The organism is Cytophaga sp. (assembly GCF_051961495.1).
Lineage (GTDB): Bacteria > Bacteroidota > Bacteroidia > Cytophagales > Cytophagaceae > Cytophaga.
On record NZ_JBQCDF010000002.1, the window covers coordinates 1 to 17,122 of the forward strand.

Annotated in this window: 16 protein-coding genes; 9 read left to right on the forward strand and 7 right to left on the reverse strand. The window is 39.8% G+C overall.

All coding sequences use genetic code 11. The features are described from left to right. The coding region (locus tag ACTHJT_RS00015) for a hypothetical protein (protein WP_440235459.1) at positions 1 to 275 on the forward strand (275 nt) is incomplete at its 5' end. Between the two features lie 85 nt (positions 276 to 360). Here ACTHJT_RS00015 and pheS read toward each other — a convergent pair. Further along, entirely contained in the window at positions 361 to 1,395 is a 1,035-nt protein-coding gene (gene pheS / locus ACTHJT_RS00020) for a phenylalanine--tRNA ligase subunit alpha (RefSeq protein ID WP_440235462.1), read from the reverse strand. Between the two features lie 307 nt (positions 1,396 to 1,702). Between pheS and ACTHJT_RS00025 the strand changes: the two genes are divergently transcribed. The 7 genes from ACTHJT_RS00025 (at position 1,703) to ACTHJT_RS00055 (ending at position 7,864) form a co-directional block, all read left to right on the forward strand. Beyond that, positions 1,703 to 2,374, forward strand: coding sequence for a heme exporter protein CcmB (locus ACTHJT_RS00025; protein WP_440235463.1), 672 nt, complete (start codon positions 1,703 to 1,705; stop codon positions 2,372 to 2,374). A gap of 21 nt (positions 2,375 to 2,395) precedes the next feature. Next, positions 2,396 to 3,163, forward strand: coding sequence for a cytochrome c biogenesis protein CcsA (gene ccsA, locus ACTHJT_RS00030; protein WP_440235510.1), 768 nt, complete (start codon positions 2,396 to 2,398; stop codon positions 3,161 to 3,163). Further along, complete coding sequence (locus tag ACTHJT_RS00035) at positions 3,135 to 3,359, forward strand: CcmD family protein (protein ID WP_440235464.1); 225 nt, start codon at positions 3,135 to 3,137, stop codon at positions 3,357 to 3,359. Before ccsA (ACTHJT_RS00030) ends, ACTHJT_RS00035 begins: the two co-directional genes overlap by 29 nt. Before the next feature lie 11 nt (positions 3,360 to 3,370). After that, positions 3,371 to 3,787 carry a cytochrome c maturation protein CcmE domain-containing protein gene (locus ACTHJT_RS00040; protein WP_440235467.1) on the forward strand — a complete coding sequence of 139 codons (417 nt, stop codon included), beginning with the start codon at positions 3,371 to 3,373 and terminating at the stop codon, positions 3,785 to 3,787. 2 nt (positions 3,788 to 3,789) lie between these two features. Further along, complete coding sequence (gene ccsA, locus ACTHJT_RS00045; RefSeq protein ID WP_440235469.1) at positions 3,790 to 6,369, forward strand: cytochrome c biogenesis protein CcsA; 2,580 nt, start codon at positions 3,790 to 3,792, stop codon at positions 6,367 to 6,369. 173 nt (positions 6,370 to 6,542) lie between these two features. Beyond that, positions 6,543 to 6,725, forward strand: coding sequence for a hypothetical protein (locus tag ACTHJT_RS00050; protein ID WP_440235471.1), 183 nt, complete (start codon positions 6,543 to 6,545; stop codon positions 6,723 to 6,725). Positions 6,726 to 7,135: 410 nt separating this feature from the next. Further along, positions 7,136 to 7,864, forward strand: a complete 729-nt coding sequence (locus tag ACTHJT_RS00055; protein ID WP_440235472.1) for a hypothetical protein — start codon at positions 7,136 to 7,138, stop codon at positions 7,862 to 7,864. Positions 7,865 to 7,890: 26 nt separating this feature from the next. Here the strand turns inward: ACTHJT_RS00055 and ACTHJT_RS00060 are convergent, their stop codons facing one another. The 6 genes from ACTHJT_RS00060 to lysA form a co-directional block, all read right to left on the reverse strand. Further along, positions 7,891 to 9,738, reverse strand: a complete 1,848-nt coding sequence (locus ACTHJT_RS00060; protein ID WP_440235474.1) for a gliding motility-associated C-terminal domain-containing protein — start codon at positions 9,736 to 9,738, stop codon at positions 7,891 to 7,893. Positions 9,739 to 9,896: 158 nt separating this feature from the next. Continuing rightward, entirely contained in the window at positions 9,897 to 10,352 is a 456-nt protein-coding gene (locus tag ACTHJT_RS00065) for a hypothetical protein (RefSeq protein WP_440235475.1), read from the reverse strand. A gap of 78 nt (positions 10,353 to 10,430) precedes the next feature. Further along, positions 10,431 to 12,035, reverse strand: a complete 1,605-nt coding sequence (locus tag ACTHJT_RS00070) for a fumarate hydratase (RefSeq protein ID WP_440235477.1) — start codon at positions 12,033 to 12,035, stop codon at positions 10,431 to 10,433. Between the two features lie 90 nt (positions 12,036 to 12,125). Then, the gene (locus ACTHJT_RS00075) at positions 12,126 to 13,280 is read right to left on the reverse strand and encodes a class I SAM-dependent methyltransferase (protein WP_440235478.1); all 1,155 of its coding nucleotides are present in this window, start codon (positions 13,278 to 13,280) and stop codon (positions 12,126 to 12,128) included. Positions 13,281 to 13,432: 152 nt separating this feature from the next. Further along, positions 13,433 to 13,714 carry a hypothetical protein gene (locus ACTHJT_RS00080; protein ID WP_440235479.1) on the reverse strand — a complete coding sequence of 94 codons (282 nt, stop codon included), beginning with the start codon at positions 13,712 to 13,714 and terminating at the stop codon, positions 13,433 to 13,435. A 360-nt stretch (positions 13,715 to 14,074) separates the two neighbouring features. Then, on the reverse strand, positions 14,075 to 15,307 hold the full coding sequence (lysA, locus tag ACTHJT_RS00085) for a diaminopimelate decarboxylase (RefSeq protein ID WP_440235480.1): 1,233 nt from the start codon (positions 15,305 to 15,307) through the stop codon (positions 14,075 to 14,077). A gap of 397 nt (positions 15,308 to 15,704) precedes the next feature. Here lysA and ACTHJT_RS00090 point away from each other — a divergent pair, with 397 nt between their 5' ends. Further along, on the forward strand, positions 15,705 to 17,120 hold the full coding sequence (locus ACTHJT_RS00090) for a chorismate-binding protein (protein WP_440235482.1): 1,416 nt from the start codon (positions 15,705 to 15,707) through the stop codon (positions 17,118 to 17,120). The last annotated feature ends 2 nt before the right edge of the window (positions 17,121 to 17,122 follow it).

Sequence of the window (17,122 nt, forward strand, 5' to 3'; positions counted from 1 at the left end):
TCATTGGCGGGGAAGTGAGGGTTATAAACCCAGATAGCGTTAATGGTGTTCCTTCGCAAATATTAACCGGTGAAGGTCCGGTAATGGTTATTATTGGCTTTGGGCAAGTGGCAAAAGATATTCTACAGACGCATGTAAAAAATATCCCTAGCAGTAAAAGTTTTTTCATAATCAGTACAAAATATTTTAATCTTAATAAAATATTCCATGCTGAAGTAACCGCAAAAATGAAATTATATTTTTATTTAAGGGTTAAGGTGAAATCTAAAACATAACAGAGTTCTATGTATAATATTAATAAAGAGGCCATCAGGGAAATTTTTCCCCGATGGCCTCTTTTATTTTTTCTATGTATGGTAACTATTCTGCGTGCTTAAACTGTCTTAAGAAACGCACATCGTTTTCGGTAAACAGACGCAGATCCTTGATCTGGTATTTCAGCATGGTTATACGTTCAATACCCATACCGAATGCAAAACCGCTGTATACTTTCGGGTCAATCTTCGCATTGATCAATACATTCGGGTCCAGCATACCGGCACCGCCGATCTCTACCCATCCGCTTTGCTTGCAGATGTTGCAGCCCTTGCCGTTACAGATGAAGCAGGAGATATCAATCTCGGCACTTGGCTCGGTAAAAGGGAAAAATGACGGACGGAACCGGATCTGTGTATCCTTGCCGAACATCTCTTTAGAGAAATGATATAAGGTATTCTTCAGATCCGCAAAGCTCACATTCTTGTCTACATACAAACCTTCGATCTGGTGGAACATGCAGTGCGCACGTGCAGAGATCGCTTCGTTTCTGTATACACGGCCCGGAGAGATCGTGCGAACAGGAGGTTTCTGGCTTTCCATCACACGAACCTGCACACTGGAAGTATGTGTACGTAGCACAATATCCGGATTGCGTTCAATAAAAAACGTATCCTGCATCTCACGCGCGGGATGGTTTTCCGGAAAGTTCAATGCCGTGAAGTTATGGAAGTCATCTTCAATTTCCGGTCCGTCAGATAAATTGAAACCCATACGCTCAAATACTTTATAGATCTGCTCACGTACGATGTTGATCGGATGGCGGCCGCCCAATTCATTGGGAACAGCAGGCAGCGACATATCAATTTTCTGATAGGCGCTGTTATCATTTCCGCCGGCATTTAATTTATCCTGTAACTCTTCAAATTTTGTCTGGGCCAGAACTTTTAATTTGTTCATTTCCTGCCCCATCGATTTTTTAACCTCCGGCGCAACGGTTTTGAAATCAAAACCATCAAACATACTTGTGATCTTACCTTTCTTACTTAAATATTCAAGGCGGAACTGCTCCAGCTGTTCTTTGGATTCAATTGAAAAGGCTTCAATCGTTTGTGTTAATTCTTTAATCTTGTCTAACATAGAGATTACAAAAATAATAAAAATTCGAAGAAGAGTTACTAGTTTCCAGTTTCTAGTTACCAGATTATTCTCTGGATAAGGCAGTATGCCCTGTCTCTTTCTTTAAACAGATTTCACATGATAAATAGTCCCTGTGTGGAGCAATCACTTTTTATCATAAAAATCAGCTTAAGCAGCGGTTCAGACAATACTATCTGGCGCCAGTCTTGACTGGTGCCTTGTTTCTAAGAGATCAAAAACTTTATTTTCTATCATTTTAAATCACCTAAAGGAGCGGTTAAGACAGTAAAAAAGCCTAATTTTGAGCATGTCTTTATTACGCGAAACCACAGCCCTGATCAAAAAGGAATTCCTGCTTGAATTCCGTCTGCGCTATATGTTTAATGCGGTACTGATCTACCTGGCAGGTGCTATTTTCATCTGCTATTTTGCATTTTTCGGTCGGGGTGGAGATTTGTCGCCCATGACCTGGAACGCATTGTTCTGGATCATCATATTACTGGCCTCGGTTAATGCTGCTTCACGAAGTTTCCTGCTGGAACGCTCAAACCGTCAGCAATACTATTATTTTATGGCTTCACCCGGTGCAATCGTTTTGTCAAAGCTTATTTATAATATTGTTTTACTGACACTTATGGCGCTTCTGGGTCTGGCTATCTTCTCCTTTGTAATGGGAAGTGATGTACAGGACATGGGTATGTTTGTAGTTATCTGTATCACAGGTTCCAGCTGCCTGGCCGCAACACTTACCTTTATTGCAGCAATAGCCGCTCAGACTCAGCATAGTATGACATTAATGGCTGTCTTAAGCTTTCCGGTTGTGATTCCGGTATTAATGGTATTGATCAAAGTGTCCAAAGGAGCTATCGATGGATTGGACCGTAGCGTGGCTTACCAGGATTTAATCGTTTTGATGGCTGTTAATGTGATCACAATCACGGTTTCCTATCTATTATTTCCGTACCTTTGGAAGAACTAAGTGAACCGGATCAATCAATTGCTGCTTGTACCACATACTATCAGTAATTTCAATATAGAAATAAATATGCGTTCTAATTCCTCCCCTTATGCATGGTGGAAATTACTGGCCTTTGTATTACTGATCTATGCATCAGTAATGGGTTTCCTGGGTAATGTTCCGCGACTGGCAATCCTGAATGAAACAATCCGCAATCTTTACTTCCATGTACCGATGTGGTTTGCCATGACATTGTTCTTGTTGGTGGCTTCTATCTATTCGGTGGCGCACCTGAATACAGGAAGTTTAAAGCACGACCGCATTGCGGTTGAATTTACACGTACAGGTATGGCATTTGGCGTGTTGGGTCTGCTGACGGGTATGATCTGGGCTAAGTTTACGTGGGGTACATTCTGGACAAAAGATCCGAAGCTGAATGCGGCGGCGATTGCCATGCTGATCTATATTGCTTACATGATTGTGCGTGATGCAATTGCCGATGAAGATAAAAAAGGACGCATCTCTGCGGTATACAATCTCTTTGCTTTCCCGGCATTCATGGCGCTGATCTATATCATGCCCCGTCTGACAGATTCATTGCATCCGGGCAATGGCGGCAACCCCGGCTTTAGCAATTATGACCGTGACCGCGAAATGAATATAATCTTTTATTCATCCGTAATTGGTTTTATGTTGTTGGGTACATGGATCACAACCCTGCGCATACGTTTGCGCCTGTGGGCAGATAAAAAAGATGGTTTAATCATTGATTCTAAAAAATATGCTTCAGAAGATTTATTGGATGCTTAGTTTACTTGTCTTTACAAGTATCTCAGCGCTGGCACAACAAAGCAATGAGCCGGAGATGGCTGACAAATTCCGTGCAGATGGAAAAATTTATGTGGTGGTAACAGTGGTAGCAATTATCCTTGTTGGTTTATTGGTATACATGATCTCCCTGGATAAAAAGATCGGCAAGTTGGAAAAAGAAAACAGCGAGCAATAATAGAAGTACATATGAAACTGAGTTATATTATTTTATTGACGGTGATCGCAATTGCTGTTGGCGTTATTCTGTCTACTACAGGAGATGCAAGCCAGTACGTGGATTTTGAGCAGGCTGCAAAAATGGCTGCAGACGGCGATGATGATATGGTACATGTTGTTGGCAAGTTGCAGAAAGATGCACAGGGCCAGTATGTAGGAATGATCTATAACCCGGGCGTTGATCCGAATTATTTTGAGTTTACGCTAACCGATACGAAACAACGTACAGAAAGGGTATTATACTTTCAGCCGAAGCCCCAGGATTTTGAAAAGGCTGAACAGATCGTGATCATAGGGCATACAAATACGAAAGAAAACGTATTTGTCGCCGACAAAATATTAATGAAATGTCCTTCAAAATATGAGGACAAGGAAGTAAAAATTTAATTATGAATTTGCATATTGGCGACTACGGCCATCTATTCGTTATCATCTCGTTCTTTTCAGCTATACTTGCTTCTTATGGTTTTTACCAGGGGGCTAAAGAAAATCAGCTGGGAAATCCGTCATGGATGGTTTTTTCAAGAATCGCATTTGGTGTGCATGCGCTTTCGGTATTCGGAATTGTTGCAAGCCTATTTACGATCATTTATACCCATCGCTACGAATACCATTACGCATGGAGCCATTCGTCCAATCACCTGCCGGTTTATTATATGATCTCCTGTTTCTGGGAAGGTCAGGAAGGAAGTTTCCTGTTATGGATTTTCTGGCATGTGATCTTAGGAGCCATACTCATTAAAGTAAACAATACCTGGGAAGCTCCTGTAATGGCAGTTTTTATGCTGGTGCAGGCATTCCTCGCATCCATGATCCTGGGAGTTGTTATTCCTTATTTGAATACAAAAATAGGTTCGTCTCCTTTCATCTTAATGAAAGAAGCCCTGCCGGACCTGCCTGTCTATAATGTCCGCCCTGATTTTATTGCTGAAGATGGTAACGGATTGAATCCATTACTACAGAATTACTGGATGGTGATTCACCCGCCAACCTTGTTCCTGGGCTTTGCCGCTACCATCGTGCCATTCGCTTATTGCATGGCTGGTATGTGGAAAGGCTGGACAAAAGAATGGATCCGGCCTGCGTTGCCATGGGCATTATTTGCTGCCGTGATATTAGGTACCGGTATTATGATGGGCGCTTATTGGGCCTATGAAACATTGAACTTCGGTGGTTACTGGAACTGGGACCCGGTTGAAAATGCTGTATATGTACCATGGCTGATCTTAGTAGCATCGCTGCACTTAATGATTTCTTATAAGAACAGCGGCACAGCCTTGCGCATGGCCGTGATCATGGTCACGCTTTCATTCCTGCTGATTTTGTTTGCAACATTCTTAACAAGAAGCGGTATTTTAGGTAATGCATCGGTGCACTCCTTTACCGATCTTGGTTTATCCGGACAGCTGGTGATCTATCTGTTCACCTTTACAATTCTTGCATTTGTTTTGATTGCGAATGCATGGAACAAAATTCCATTTGAAAACGAAGAACCTTCGGTATACTCAAGAGAGTTCTGGATTTTCATCGGTGTTGCATTCTTAAGTCTGGCTGCTTTCCAGGTATTGGCTACAACATGTATTCCTGTATACAATACACTTGCAAAATCTATAGGCATAGAACTTTCTATGGCGCCTCCGGCAAAACCCGAGATCCATTATAGTTACTGGCAGATGGGCTTTGCCATATTTATTGCCATTCTTTCAGGGATGGGGCAATTCTTCTGGTGGAAGAAGATGGATAAAAAGCAATTGTGGGAAGCATTATACCTGCCGATTATATTAGCATTGAGCTTTACATCCATCATTATTGTGTTTGGACTGCTGGATACAAACCCGGGCGAAGAAATCCATTATGCAGTTAAAGCCGCATATATTTTACTGATAGCTGCCAGCTTGTTTTCTATCTTCAGCAATATCATGATCTTTATAAAGGTGGTACAGAACAATTACCGTCTGACAGGCGGCGCGCTGGCGCATATTGGCGTGGCGATGATGCTGGTTGGTATTTTATTCTCTTCCGGTTATTCTAAAATTGTTTCGCTGAATAACACTGGGCTGCTGTATTCAAAGGAATTTTCAACGGAAGTAAACAGAGATAATTTACTGCTGTTCCGCAATGCGCCGGAAAAGATGAAAGATCTGCAGCTGATCTATAAAGGGCAGCGTATTGAAGCAAAAGGCTACAGCGGATATATAAATAAAGACTGGACATTCCCGACGGAAGATCCATACAAACTTATCCTGCGGAAGGACTTAAAAGATAAAGATGTAGTAGTGTTTAAAAAAGGTGACACGTTAGAGGTTAATCCTGAAAATACATTTTACGAAGTTGCCTATGTAAAAGCAACGGGTGATACATTCACACTATATCCGCGTATACAACAAAATCCACGTATGGGAAATGTAGTGTCGCCCGATATCAAACATTTCATGGGCAGAGACTTGTATTCGCACCTTTCTGCAATTCCTTTAGCAGCGGATGAACGCGATTGGTCTGAACCGGAAACACATACCATCCACCAGGGCGATACCATTTACATCAACGATTATGTATGCCTTTTCAAACATGTAGATGTCATCAATAATGTACCGGGTGTTAAACTGGGTGCGGATGATTTTTCTATTGTGGCACATTTGCTGTTGCTTGGTCCGGATGGTTCATCGTATCCAATGCACCCCAACCTGGTGATCTTATCCCAGCAGAGCGCTTCCGGAGCGATACCTGAAATGAATGAAGAACTGGGTGTAAAGATTACTCTTAACAAAGTTAAACCGGATACACATGAATTTGAATTTTCTGTACAAACCTGTCAGAAAGATTACATCATTATTAAAGCCATTGAAAAGCCAGGTATTAATCTGTTATGGATTGGCACATTGCTGGTGATTGTAGGCCTGACAATGGCTATGTTCCGCCGCTACAGAGAGTTTGTAGCCATGCGCAATAAAGGACAGGAAGTCTTGTAAAAAAGTACAAAAAACATTTTATCCAGGCCGTTGAATAAATTTCAACGGCCTTTTTTTATGATCATACGAGTGGAAAATATGTAATGTTAATCCGTAATCCTATAATTCGAAGTTCTGTATTGTCTGTAATTTTATTAAACAAAAATGTCCGTTCAACAAAAACCATTACAGCAGTGAAAAAAATCCTTCAGGCAAAGTACATAACAATTTTCGCGCTATCCATGGTAGTCGCGGTATTTGTTGCCCTGAGCATAATAAGTGCTTTTTATATGAACAGGGGATATGCGATTCCGACGTTGATCTTAACGGTTGCAGCCATTGTAATGGCGCAAAAAGAAGATAGAAGAAATCAGTAATAAAATAATCAATACAGCAATGGATACTATTGAAATGAAAGACCTCATAATCGTTTTTATATGTACAATACTTGCATGTATGATCAATTCATATAATGCATTGTGCATAATATTTCAAGAGCAAACGCGTTTAGCTGTTTTGGTTATTGCAACAGTAATTATGATTATAATCTTTTTTATGTGCCGCATCAATGCACATGTAAAGAAGGCCTCAAGGTAATACAGGCCAGCCATTATAAATATGGCCTGATGTTATAAATAATTTTCAGCAACCAGTTATGGAATATCTGTCAGCATGTAACACACATTGCAGGCAGATATTTTTTTATACAATGTAGGTGTGTTCAGTATCGGAAAAATTGTTTACCACGTTTTCATTGATTATTTTAAGGCTGATAAACGATACTTTTATGAGCCCCATTAAAATTGTTTTTATTTTTTTAACATCAATAGTACTTTTATTTTCCTGTTCTCTTAATTCGGACCGGCTGGGTATATCTGAATCTGAGCAGCAAGGTATTTCTGAAATCATAAGCGTATGGGGTCCTGCAAGTATTAAAAAAGGGTTTTCGACAAGTACAAGTGCAGGAAGCACGAAGTATGTTGAACTTGAAGTGACCAATCGCGAAATTTTTTTTGAAGGTGCAAAACTGGATCCAATAGCAAGGGGCGTCGCATTTTTATTTTTCAAAAATCTAACGCAGGATGAACAGGCTTCTTATGGAAAGTATGAGATCACATTGAAAAACGATAGCGGTCGGTCGGCTACATTTAGTTATCCTGCCCAGGCTGTAAAACGCTATTTTGAAAAGGAGAAAATAGCAAATGCATACTATACTAAACTTTTGCAGGGAGAACTGGAGTATGTTTACAGCAACATTGATAATCCGGGATTTCCTATCGATACGGTAATAAATGCGTTTACGCCTTTATTAAATGATGTTAAAAGCTTTGACAGAGTTGCTACAGATAAAATCTTTTTTGTAAAGCATAACTTGCAAAATGGTGGACAGCTTGAAGTGATGAAATTTGAAGGCAATATTATTGATAAGGATAATGTTGTAAAATACTTTTCTATTTCAATTGATCCGGAAAGAAATGAAAAGAATATTATTGAAATGCGTTATTGGGATAAATAATTATATGATGCGTCGTACCCTGTAAATTATTTTACTACTCCCAAAACTTCCACCCAGCCTTTGTGTGTTTGTTCGTTGTTGCGGTGTTTAAGATGGTAAAAATATAAGCCGTCGCTTACATCCTGTGCTCCCCAATCATTCTGGTATGCCTCGGCTGTATAGATTAATGTACCCCAGCGGTTATAAATTTCTATACTCCAGTCCGGGATCGGAATATTTTTAATGGCGAACGTTTCGTTCTTGCCATCTTTGTTGGGAGTTATCAGGTTTGGAATAATCATTTCCTGCGGACACGATGCGGTTACGGTAAATGTATCTTTTACACTGCAGTTTTGGTTGAATCTTTCTACAATGTATTTGCCAGGTATAGTAACAGAATAGGGAAGTGTTGTTGAACCATCCTGCCATTTGAATTGAAGTTCTGTAAATACCGGATCCAATATAAATGGAGCCTCTGCAAAGCCACAATAGTTATATGCATGAGGAACAGATAGCGAAGCGAAGGAAACATAGGAAACGATGATCGTATCACTTACCTTAATATTGTCGCGGGTTACATCAACATAATATTTACCTGGCGCGGAAACGGTTATTTTTTGTGTCTGTTGCTGGGTGTTCCATAAAATATCTGCATCCTGATTGTCGCTACCAGCATCAAGAATCAATTTTGCGGAAGGGCATAGGGTCGTGTCGTTGCCAAGACTTACCACCGGCGGCCGCTGTGTAACATAGTTCACCATAAATGTTGGCAAGCCCAGTTTGCTGGATTGGGTGCCCAGGGAAATTCCGTTATCAATGAAAGTGCAACCGTAGCCAATAACATCCGGATTAGAAATAATACCAAGATATTGCAAGTCTTTTTGTGCCAGATATAATCGTTTGTCCGGTCCGAGTTGCAGCTGCGGATAGTAACTGCCGGAACCCTGCCCTACGAGATATTTCGAATTAATCATAGCCGTGCTGGTCGAAAGACTTAAATCAAATTGATAAATGCGGGCAACATTATCAGTAACGTATAACACCTTGCTGTTTGGAGAAAAACTTAAACCATACACACGGTTTGTGGGACCGCTGATTAAGGGAACGACGTTTGAAATTGCTCCGGTGGAAGAATTGAAATCATATAAATCAACACCGGAACCAAAATACCCTCCAAGAGCAATACGTTTGCCATCCGGTGAAATTCTACACTGACTTAAATTTGTTTTTTGATTTCCGATATCAGAAATAACAGGTGCCTGCAGACCGGCAGCGGTTAACAGATAAGCATAAAATTTTGTTACGTTTGCTTCATGCAGGATTACCCATACATCGGTTTGGTTTTTATGATACGCAGCAGTTAACGCTTCCGTAGAATTAAGGAATGCAGAAGATGCATTTGAATAATCTTTTAAGATGGTTGCATTTTTTGTTACAACTTTGCCAGCTCCTGCATTGAAAGACATATCAACGATGGAATATTCATATCCGTTTGCATTGCCCTGATCCGCTACAGTAAAAATATAATACAGCGTTGTGCTGCCAGGCAACTTTACAATTAAAGCGCTTTGCGTACTGCTACTCTGCCCATGAAGATCAGTTCCATTATCCATCACCTGGTGATTTTTATTCCATACAGCATTGCCGTTGGTATAGAATAACAGATTGCCGTTTTCATCGGATATACTTGCACAACCTTCAGAAGTAACCAACGCACCATTAGTTAAAGCAGTTGGAGGTTCTGTTGCAAAAGACAGTCCTGCATGATCTCCGAAATACCAATTGTACGCTTCTTTCTGTGCGTGTGCTGTTGAATGAACGTTATTGATCAATAGAAGCAGAATAACCAGCCTGATAAAAGATTTTTTAAAAATGACCTGAAAAAAGCAACGCATAAAATAATTTTTAATTGAAAGAATTTTATTTGTATTCCTCCTAAAATACGGAGGTTTTAACATATCCGAAAATTAATAAATATTATATAAAAAAAGGATACCTACTTATAGGTATCCTTTGCGACTAAAAGAGAGATTTTCAAATCTTATGCAAATCATTATTTAATAAGTTCTTCAAGATTTAATTCAGAATCTTTTGCATATTCCCATTTGCCTTTTATTGCTGAATTGAGAATGTCTGCAATATAGAGCGGATCATCTTTATACTGTATTTCTTTAAATGGTTTATATTGAAAAATAGCCGTACTTTTTTCTTTATTGAATGGAAATACGATGGATGCTATAATCAATTTAGGAATAAATACGAGTGTATTGATAATGAATAGCGGTGTCTGATATGCTTCTCCACACATATGATTCAGAAAAACAAACGCTGACCAGTCATTGATCGGATATTTTTTAAGGATTGGTTCGATAACATCATCCCAATCATCACCCCATACACCCAGGTCATTGTTAATGGTTGTTTCTAAATTCAATTTAGAAATAGGTTCATTACGTACTTCAGAGATGATTGCTAAAATATCCTGATATATCTGTTTTGCTTCATACATAAATCATACACTTGATAATAAAAAAGGATATACATTTTTTCAAACGTATATCCTTCAGTACAATTATAAATTCAGTCTTTACAGATTCGCAAAGAAGTCGTTGCCTTTGTCATCACAGATGATGAATGCAGGGAAATCCACTACTTCAATCTTACGCACGGCTTCCATACCCAGTTCTTCAAAGTCAACCACTTCAACGGATTTAATATTTTCTTTTGCCAGGATTGCTGCCGGTCCGCCGATAGAGCCCAGGTAGAAGCCACCATATTGCTTACAGGCATCGGTAACAGCTTTCGAACGGTTTCCTTTTGCCAGCATGATCATGGATCCGCCCTGGCTCTGGAATAAATTCACATATGAATCCATACGGCCTGCTGTAGTAGGACCGAAGCTGCCGGATGGCATGCCTTCCGGTGTTTTCGCCGGACCTGCATAGTACACCGGGTGATTTTTGAAATACTCCGGCATCGGTTTACCTGCATCCAGTAACTCTTTAATTTTAGCGTGTGCAATATCGCGTGCTACGATCAAGGTACCTTTTAATTTCAGACGGGTTTTGATCGGATATTGAGAAAGTAATTTCAACACATCGGCCATCGGCTGGTTCAGGTCAACCTCAACTGCTTTTTCAAGATGCGGCGCCTGTGCAGGTAAATATTTTTCAGGATTTGTTTCAAGTGCTTCAATGAAAATACCTTCTTCGGTAATTTTAGCTTTGATGTTACGGTCTGCCGAGCAGCTTACACCAATTCCTACCGGACAGGAAGCTGCGTGGCGCGGCAAACGGATCACTTTTACATCGTGCGTAAAATATTTACCACCGAACTGTGCACCGATCAGACTTTCCTGGCAGATCAGCTGTACTTTCTCTTCCCATTCCAGGTCGCGGAATGCTTGTCCGCCGATGTTACCTTCCGTTGGTAATTCATCGTAGTATCCTGCCGAAGCTAACTTTACTGCTTTCAGGTTTGCCTCTGCCGATGTACCGCCGATTACCAAGGCTAAGTGGTACGGAGGACAAGCAGATGTACCCAGGTCTTTGATTTTATTTTTTACGAAAGCTGTTAAGCTTTCATCGTTTAGCAAAGCTTTTGTCTGCTGGTACAAATATGTTTTGTTTGCAGAGCCGCCGCCTTTAGCCATGAACAGGAATTTATATTCATTGCCTTGTTCGGCATAGATATCAATTTGTGCCGGAAGGTTTGTGCCGGAGTTCTTTTCGTCGAACATGGTAATAGGTACTACCTGGGAGTAACGCAGGTTCCGTTCCTGGTAAGTGTTATAAATACCTTTAGATAATGCCTCTTCATCGTTGGCGCCAGTCCATACGTTCTCACCTTTTTTACCCATTACAATAGCCGTTCCGGTATCCTGGCAGGAAGGTAATTTACCTTCACCCGCGGTAGAGGCATTCTGCAATAATGTATAAGCTACGAAACGATCGTTGTCGGTTGCTTCTGGGTCGTTTAGAATTTTAGCCAGCTTTTCTAAATGCGAGGAACGCAGATAGAATGATACATCGGCTAATGCTTTCTCTGCAATCAGTTCAAGCGCTTTCGGATCTACTTTAAGAATTTTTCGCCCATCAACTTCAAGTGTCGAAACATAATCTTTACTGATCAATTTGTATGGCGTTGGATCTTTCTTTAACGGAAACGGTTTTTGATAACTGAATTCAGGCATGGGAATAATATGTTATGTGTAAATGGTGCTACTAATTTAAGTAGCGTAATGAATTTTTCTATGTATAACTACGTATTTATTGTAAGCGAGCTATCGGGTAAGCTTTTCCAGATAATGAAAATCAATATGGTATTCATGTTTAATGGCGTCTATCTTATGCTGCAGCTGCTGGTCAGGCGCATGGGAGTTTTTGCTGCCAACCAGCATAATATTTTTTCGTGTATGTTCATTTGAAATGAATTCAAAGATCTTGGTTTGATACTGGTGCTGTTCCATAATTAATGCACGCAAGGTGTCGGTGACCATTTCAAACTGGCGTTCTTTAAATATACCATACTTCAACAGCGGACTTTCCTGCTCAATGCCTTTCACCTGCTGGCGGATCTGTTTGTGGCAGCAGGGGGCGCATACGATGAGCTGCGCGTTCGAAACAATTCCTTTGTAAATAGCATCGTCGGTAGCTGTATCACAGGCATGCAGCGCAATCAGCATGTCGATTCGTTTATCGGTATATTTCTGAATAGGTTTACACACAAACTGTAATTTTTTAAAATCACAGGCTGCAGCTACTCCATTGCAATAATCAACCAGCTCCTGCCGTAATTCTATACCTGTTAAAGCAACGTTCAGCTGTTTTTCATTTGCCAGGTAATCATATAAGGCAAATGTTAAATAACCCTTGCCAGAGCCCATATCAACGATATGAATTTCATCCGGAAGCGAAATGTTCTCAATCAACCCCTCAATGATCTCCAGATATTTATTTATCTGACGGTATTTATCAGCCATTTTAGGAATCAGTATGCCGTTACTGTCTGTAATTCCTAAATGCGTTAAGTATGTTTGGGTGTTGGACACACGTTTTGTTTTTTTACGATCGTGAACCGTCTCGTTGGTCTCAGTAAAGGTTGGTTTGTTCTTCTGTAAAGTTATATGCCCTTTTTTAGAAGTCAGCAGTACATAATCCTGTTTTGTGCTAAAGAGGGTTGCATTGCGGTAGTATGACTGCATCAGCTTTTCAATTTCTGCAATACCGGCTTCAATGGAAAAATTTTTAACCTGGTCGTTTGTTTTGTGGCGATAGGTGAATGAAAGGAAGGGCTGTTTTTTGATTTCTATGAAACGAACATAAATAGTAAGTATAGATGCTTGTTTATCGACCGGGTTACTGATGGTTAGTTTTACAAACGTATTATCGGCAAGGCATTGCGTAAGAAATTCAACCAGTACTTGTAGTTCTTTCATACTGTAAAGGTACGAATTTGAGACGTGAGATGAAAAATTGACTGGCGTGAGGCTATGTAATGATATGCTATGAAATACAGAGGTGTATAGGCCTCTTAAAATAAAAAAACCCGAAGCTGAGCCTCGGGTTTTAAATTTCGTTTAGAAACGAATTACTTTGCAGCTTTCTTAGCTACAGCTTTCTTAGCAGCTTTTTTAGCTGCAGGCTTCTTAGCCGCTGCTTTTTTAGCTACTTTCTTAACTGCTGCTTTTTTAACAGCTTTTTTAGCTACTTTTTTAGCTGCAGGCTTCTTAGCTGCTGCTTTTTTAGCTGCAGGCTTTTTAGCCGCTGCTTTTTTAGCTACTTTTTTAACTGCTGCTTTTTTAACTGCAGGTTTTTTAGCTGCAGGTTTCTTAGCAGCTGGTTTCTTAGCGGAAGCTTTTGCTTTTGCCATGATTGTAATCCTCCTTTTTTGTAATTAAATAAATCCTATATAAAAAATACTCGACTAAAAGTTAATTCAATACTATATAAATTATTTTAAACTTCCAAATACCAAACAACCAACCAACTACGTTTTCAATTGCTTTAACGGTGGATAATTCAAAAGGTTATATCCGGCAGAAGTTTTTTTATTTCAAAAACATTTTTTATAAGAAAGGGTTAAAATGTCTACAGTCCTTTATTCATCAAGGATACAGCGATAATAAAAAAAGCCGGACCTCAAAATATGTGGTCCGGCTTTTTTTATTTTTATTTTTTTTACCCTGAAATCCGGCCAAAAAAAATTTTTAAAAAATTGAAAAATTTTTTTTCACAATTCGATTTCAATTTGATTTTTTAATAAATCTTCCATCGTTTCACGCTTACGAATCAGTTGATGTTTGCCTTTATGAACAAGAACTTCTGCAGGTCTGAATCGTGAATTGTAGTTTGAACTCATGCTGAAACCATATGCGCCGGCATTTTTTAATCCGATGATGTCACCGGCTTTTGTTTCTTCAATGAATAAGTCTGAACCGAAGGTATCTGTTTCGCAGATGTAGCCTACAACCGTGTATAAGCGTTTATCGCCAGCCGGATTGCTTACATTCACGATATCGTGGTGTGAGCCGTACATCATCGGTCTGATTAAATGATTCAATCCTGAATTTACCCCGATGAATGTACATGCGGGCGTTTCTTTAATAACTGTACATGATACCAGCAGCATGCCGGATTCACTCACCAGGAATTTTCCGGGTTCAAACCAGATATCTAATTTCTTTCCATAGTTTAAACAGAAGGCATTAAATGAATCGCTCATTTTTTTACCCAGGTCTTCAATATCTGTTACGTGGTCACCTGCTTTATAAGCAACTTTAAAACCGCTTCCGAAATCTAAAAACGTAAGTTTGTCAAATTGCATCGCAACGGAATAAACCACTTCTGCAGCACGTACAAAGGCATCAGCACTTTTAAAATCTGAACCGCTATGCACATGAACACCATTTACAACGATTTCATGTTCATCAACTACTTCGTAGATCTCATTCACCTGCTCGATTGAAATACCGAATTTAGAACCTTTATGGCCAGTCATGATCTTTGCATTGCCACCTGCATCAATATGCGGATTGATTCTCACGCAGCATGGAACCGTGTTGCCATATTTTTTTCCGAATTCTTTTAAAAACGGAATATTATCAATATTGATCTGCACACCATAGTTTACGGCCGCTTCAATTTCAGAAAAATCTACACAGTTTGGCGTAAACATAATATTACTAACCTCAAAACCGGCTTTTAAAGCCAATTGAAGTTCCTGAACAGACACTACATCTACACCAGCACCAGCTCCGCGAAGTAATTTTAAAATGGCTTGATTGGTCAGTGCTTTAGCAGCGTACTTTATTTTAACGTTTACTCCTGAAAATGCATCGGTCAGGCGTTTATACTGTGAAAGGATTTTTTCACTGTTATAAACATATACTGGAGTGCCATATTCTTTGGCTATTTCAACCAAAGGAACTCCCTGGAAAGTATAAACATCGTTTGTTACTTGCATAATATATAAGTGTATAGAAATACAAATATACTAATCCTGCTTTGTCAAGTTTGTATTGCAACTGAATTTTATTCGTTCTACTGCATGTCGCGCCCGACTGATGCGATCGCTTTAAGCGGTGGCATCCAGTTTCGTTTGTGACTTCTTAGGTCAGACGCTTAAGATGCCTGTAAAATAGATGCTTTATTCAAAATTTTAGTACCTGCATTTGGAAATTGCAAATTCCCCCATATATTTGTAACCATGAAAACAATGACAGGAACTAAACAATGGTGGTGGTGCGTGAACTAATCGGTTCGTGAACATGCTGCTGTGTCCTGTTTGAAAATATATCAAAAAAGAGGCTTGCTGTTCACGGCAAGCCTCTTTTGTTTTATTCTACCCGGGAAACCCATTTATGAAAACATATAATTTAAAGCTTACCTACAAAAAAATACTTGCAGATACCACCACACCCGTGAGCATGTATTTAAAGCTCCGTGATAAATTCCCCCAGACGATGCTCCTGGAGAGCTCTGATTATCATGGAAACGAAGATATTTATTCATACATCTGCTGTAACCCGATCGCGGGTATAAAAATAGACAAAGGATATTTCTCGGAATATTATCCCGACGGTACTACCAATAACCTCGAAATTGAACAGGTAAACGTAGCAGAGCAGATCACGCAATTTGTCAAACGGTTCAAGGTTGATGAAAAAAAGTTTCCGTTTACAAGCAGTGGTATTTTCGGATACACGGCGTATGATGCAGTACGGTATTTTGAAGATATCAAAATAAAAACGTTTGAAACAGAATACCGCAAAATTCCTGATCTGCAATACCACATCTACCGATTTATTCTGGTATTTAACCACTTCAATAATGAATTAACGATCGTAGAAAATTATCCGGAAGGGGTTGAATTTACCGACAATAGCTCCATTCAGCAGATTGAAGCATACCTGAACAGCCGCAATTTCGCTTCTTACGAATTCAGACTGGCAGATCGCGAAGAATCAAACTTTACGGATGAAGAATTTTTAAAAGTTTTACAAAAAGGAAAAGACCATTGCAGAAGGGGAGATGTTTTCCAGATCGTTCTTTCACGCAGGTTCTCCAGACAATATATCGGTGATGATTTTAATGTATACAGAAGTCTTCGCTCTATTAATCCATCACCGTATTTATTTTATTTTGATTACGGCAGTTTCAGATTATTCGGTTCTTCTCCGGAAGCACAAATTGTTGTAAAGGATGAAAAAGCTACTATTTATCCGATTGCCGGAACGTTCCGCCGTACAGGTGATGATATAAAGGATTATGATCTTGCCATGCAGTTATTAAATGATCCGAAAGAAAATTCGGAGCATATCATGCTGGTAGACCTGGCGCGTAATGACCTGAGCAGGCATTGTCACGATGTGGAAGTAGAGACTTTAAAAGAAGTGCAGTATTATTCGCACGTCATTCATTTGGTTTCGAAAGTATCCGGTAAAATGGATAATAAGGATGCATTCATGAAAATTGTAGGGGATACATTCCCGGCCGGTACCTTATCCGGTGCACCGAAACATAATGCCATGCAGATCATCGACCGCAATGAGCACGGCAACCGCGGATTCTATGGCGGCGCGATCGGTTTCATTGGCTTTAACGGAGAGTTCAATCATGCCATCATGATCCGTACAATCATGAGTAAAGACAATATCCTGTTTTACCAGGCCGGTGCCGGTGTTGTAGACCTGTCAGATATAAACAGTGAATTGCAGGAAGTGAATAATAAACTTGCTGCGCTTAAAAGGGCCATTGAAATGGCTGAAAATATTTAACA

Bases quoted from the DNA above. Each gene is read 5' to 3' on its own strand.
- ACTHJT_RS00090 (WP_440235482.1), top strand. From the start codon at position 15,705: ATGAAAACATATAATTTAAAGCTTACCTACAAAAAAATACTTGCAGAT.
- ACTHJT_RS00025 (WP_440235463.1), top strand. From the start codon at position 1,703: ATGTCTTTATTACGCGAAACCACAGCCCTGATCAAAAAGGAATTCCTG.
- lysA (WP_440235480.1), bottom strand. From the start codon at position 15,307: ATGCAAGTAACAAACGATGTTTATACTTTCCAGGGAGTTCCTTTGGTT.
- ACTHJT_RS00040 (WP_440235467.1), top strand. From the start codon at position 3,371: ATGAAACTGAGTTATATTATTTTATTGACGGTGATCGCAATTGCTGTT.
- ACTHJT_RS00075 (WP_440235478.1), bottom strand. From the start codon at position 13,280: ATGAAAGAACTACAAGTACTGGTTGAATTTCTTACGCAATGCCTTGCC.
- ACTHJT_RS00065 (WP_440235475.1), bottom strand. From the start codon at position 10,352: ATGTATGAAGCAAAACAGATATATCAGGATATTTTAGCAATCATCTCT.
- ACTHJT_RS00035 (WP_440235464.1), top strand. From the start codon at position 3,135: ATGCTTCAGAAGATTTATTGGATGCTTAGTTTACTTGTCTTTACAAGT.
- ACTHJT_RS00060 (WP_440235474.1), bottom strand. From the start codon at position 9,738: ATGCGTTGCTTTTTTCAGGTCATTTTTAAAAAATCTTTTATCAGGCTG.
- ACTHJT_RS00070 (WP_440235477.1), bottom strand. From the start codon at position 12,035: ATGCCTGAATTCAGTTATCAAAAACCGTTTCCGTTAAAGAAAGATCCA.
- ACTHJT_RS00080 (WP_440235479.1), bottom strand. From the start codon at position 13,714: ATGGCAAAAGCAAAAGCTTCCGCTAAGAAACCAGCTGCTAAGAAACCT.
- ACTHJT_RS00055 (WP_440235472.1), top strand. From the start codon at position 7,136: ATGAGCCCCATTAAAATTGTTTTTATTTTTTTAACATCAATAGTACTT.
- pheS (WP_440235462.1), bottom strand. From the start codon at position 1,395: ATGTTAGACAAGATTAAAGAATTAACACAAACGATTGAAGCCTTTTCA.
- ccsA (WP_440235469.1), top strand. From the start codon at position 3,790: ATGAATTTGCATATTGGCGACTACGGCCATCTATTCGTTATCATCTCG.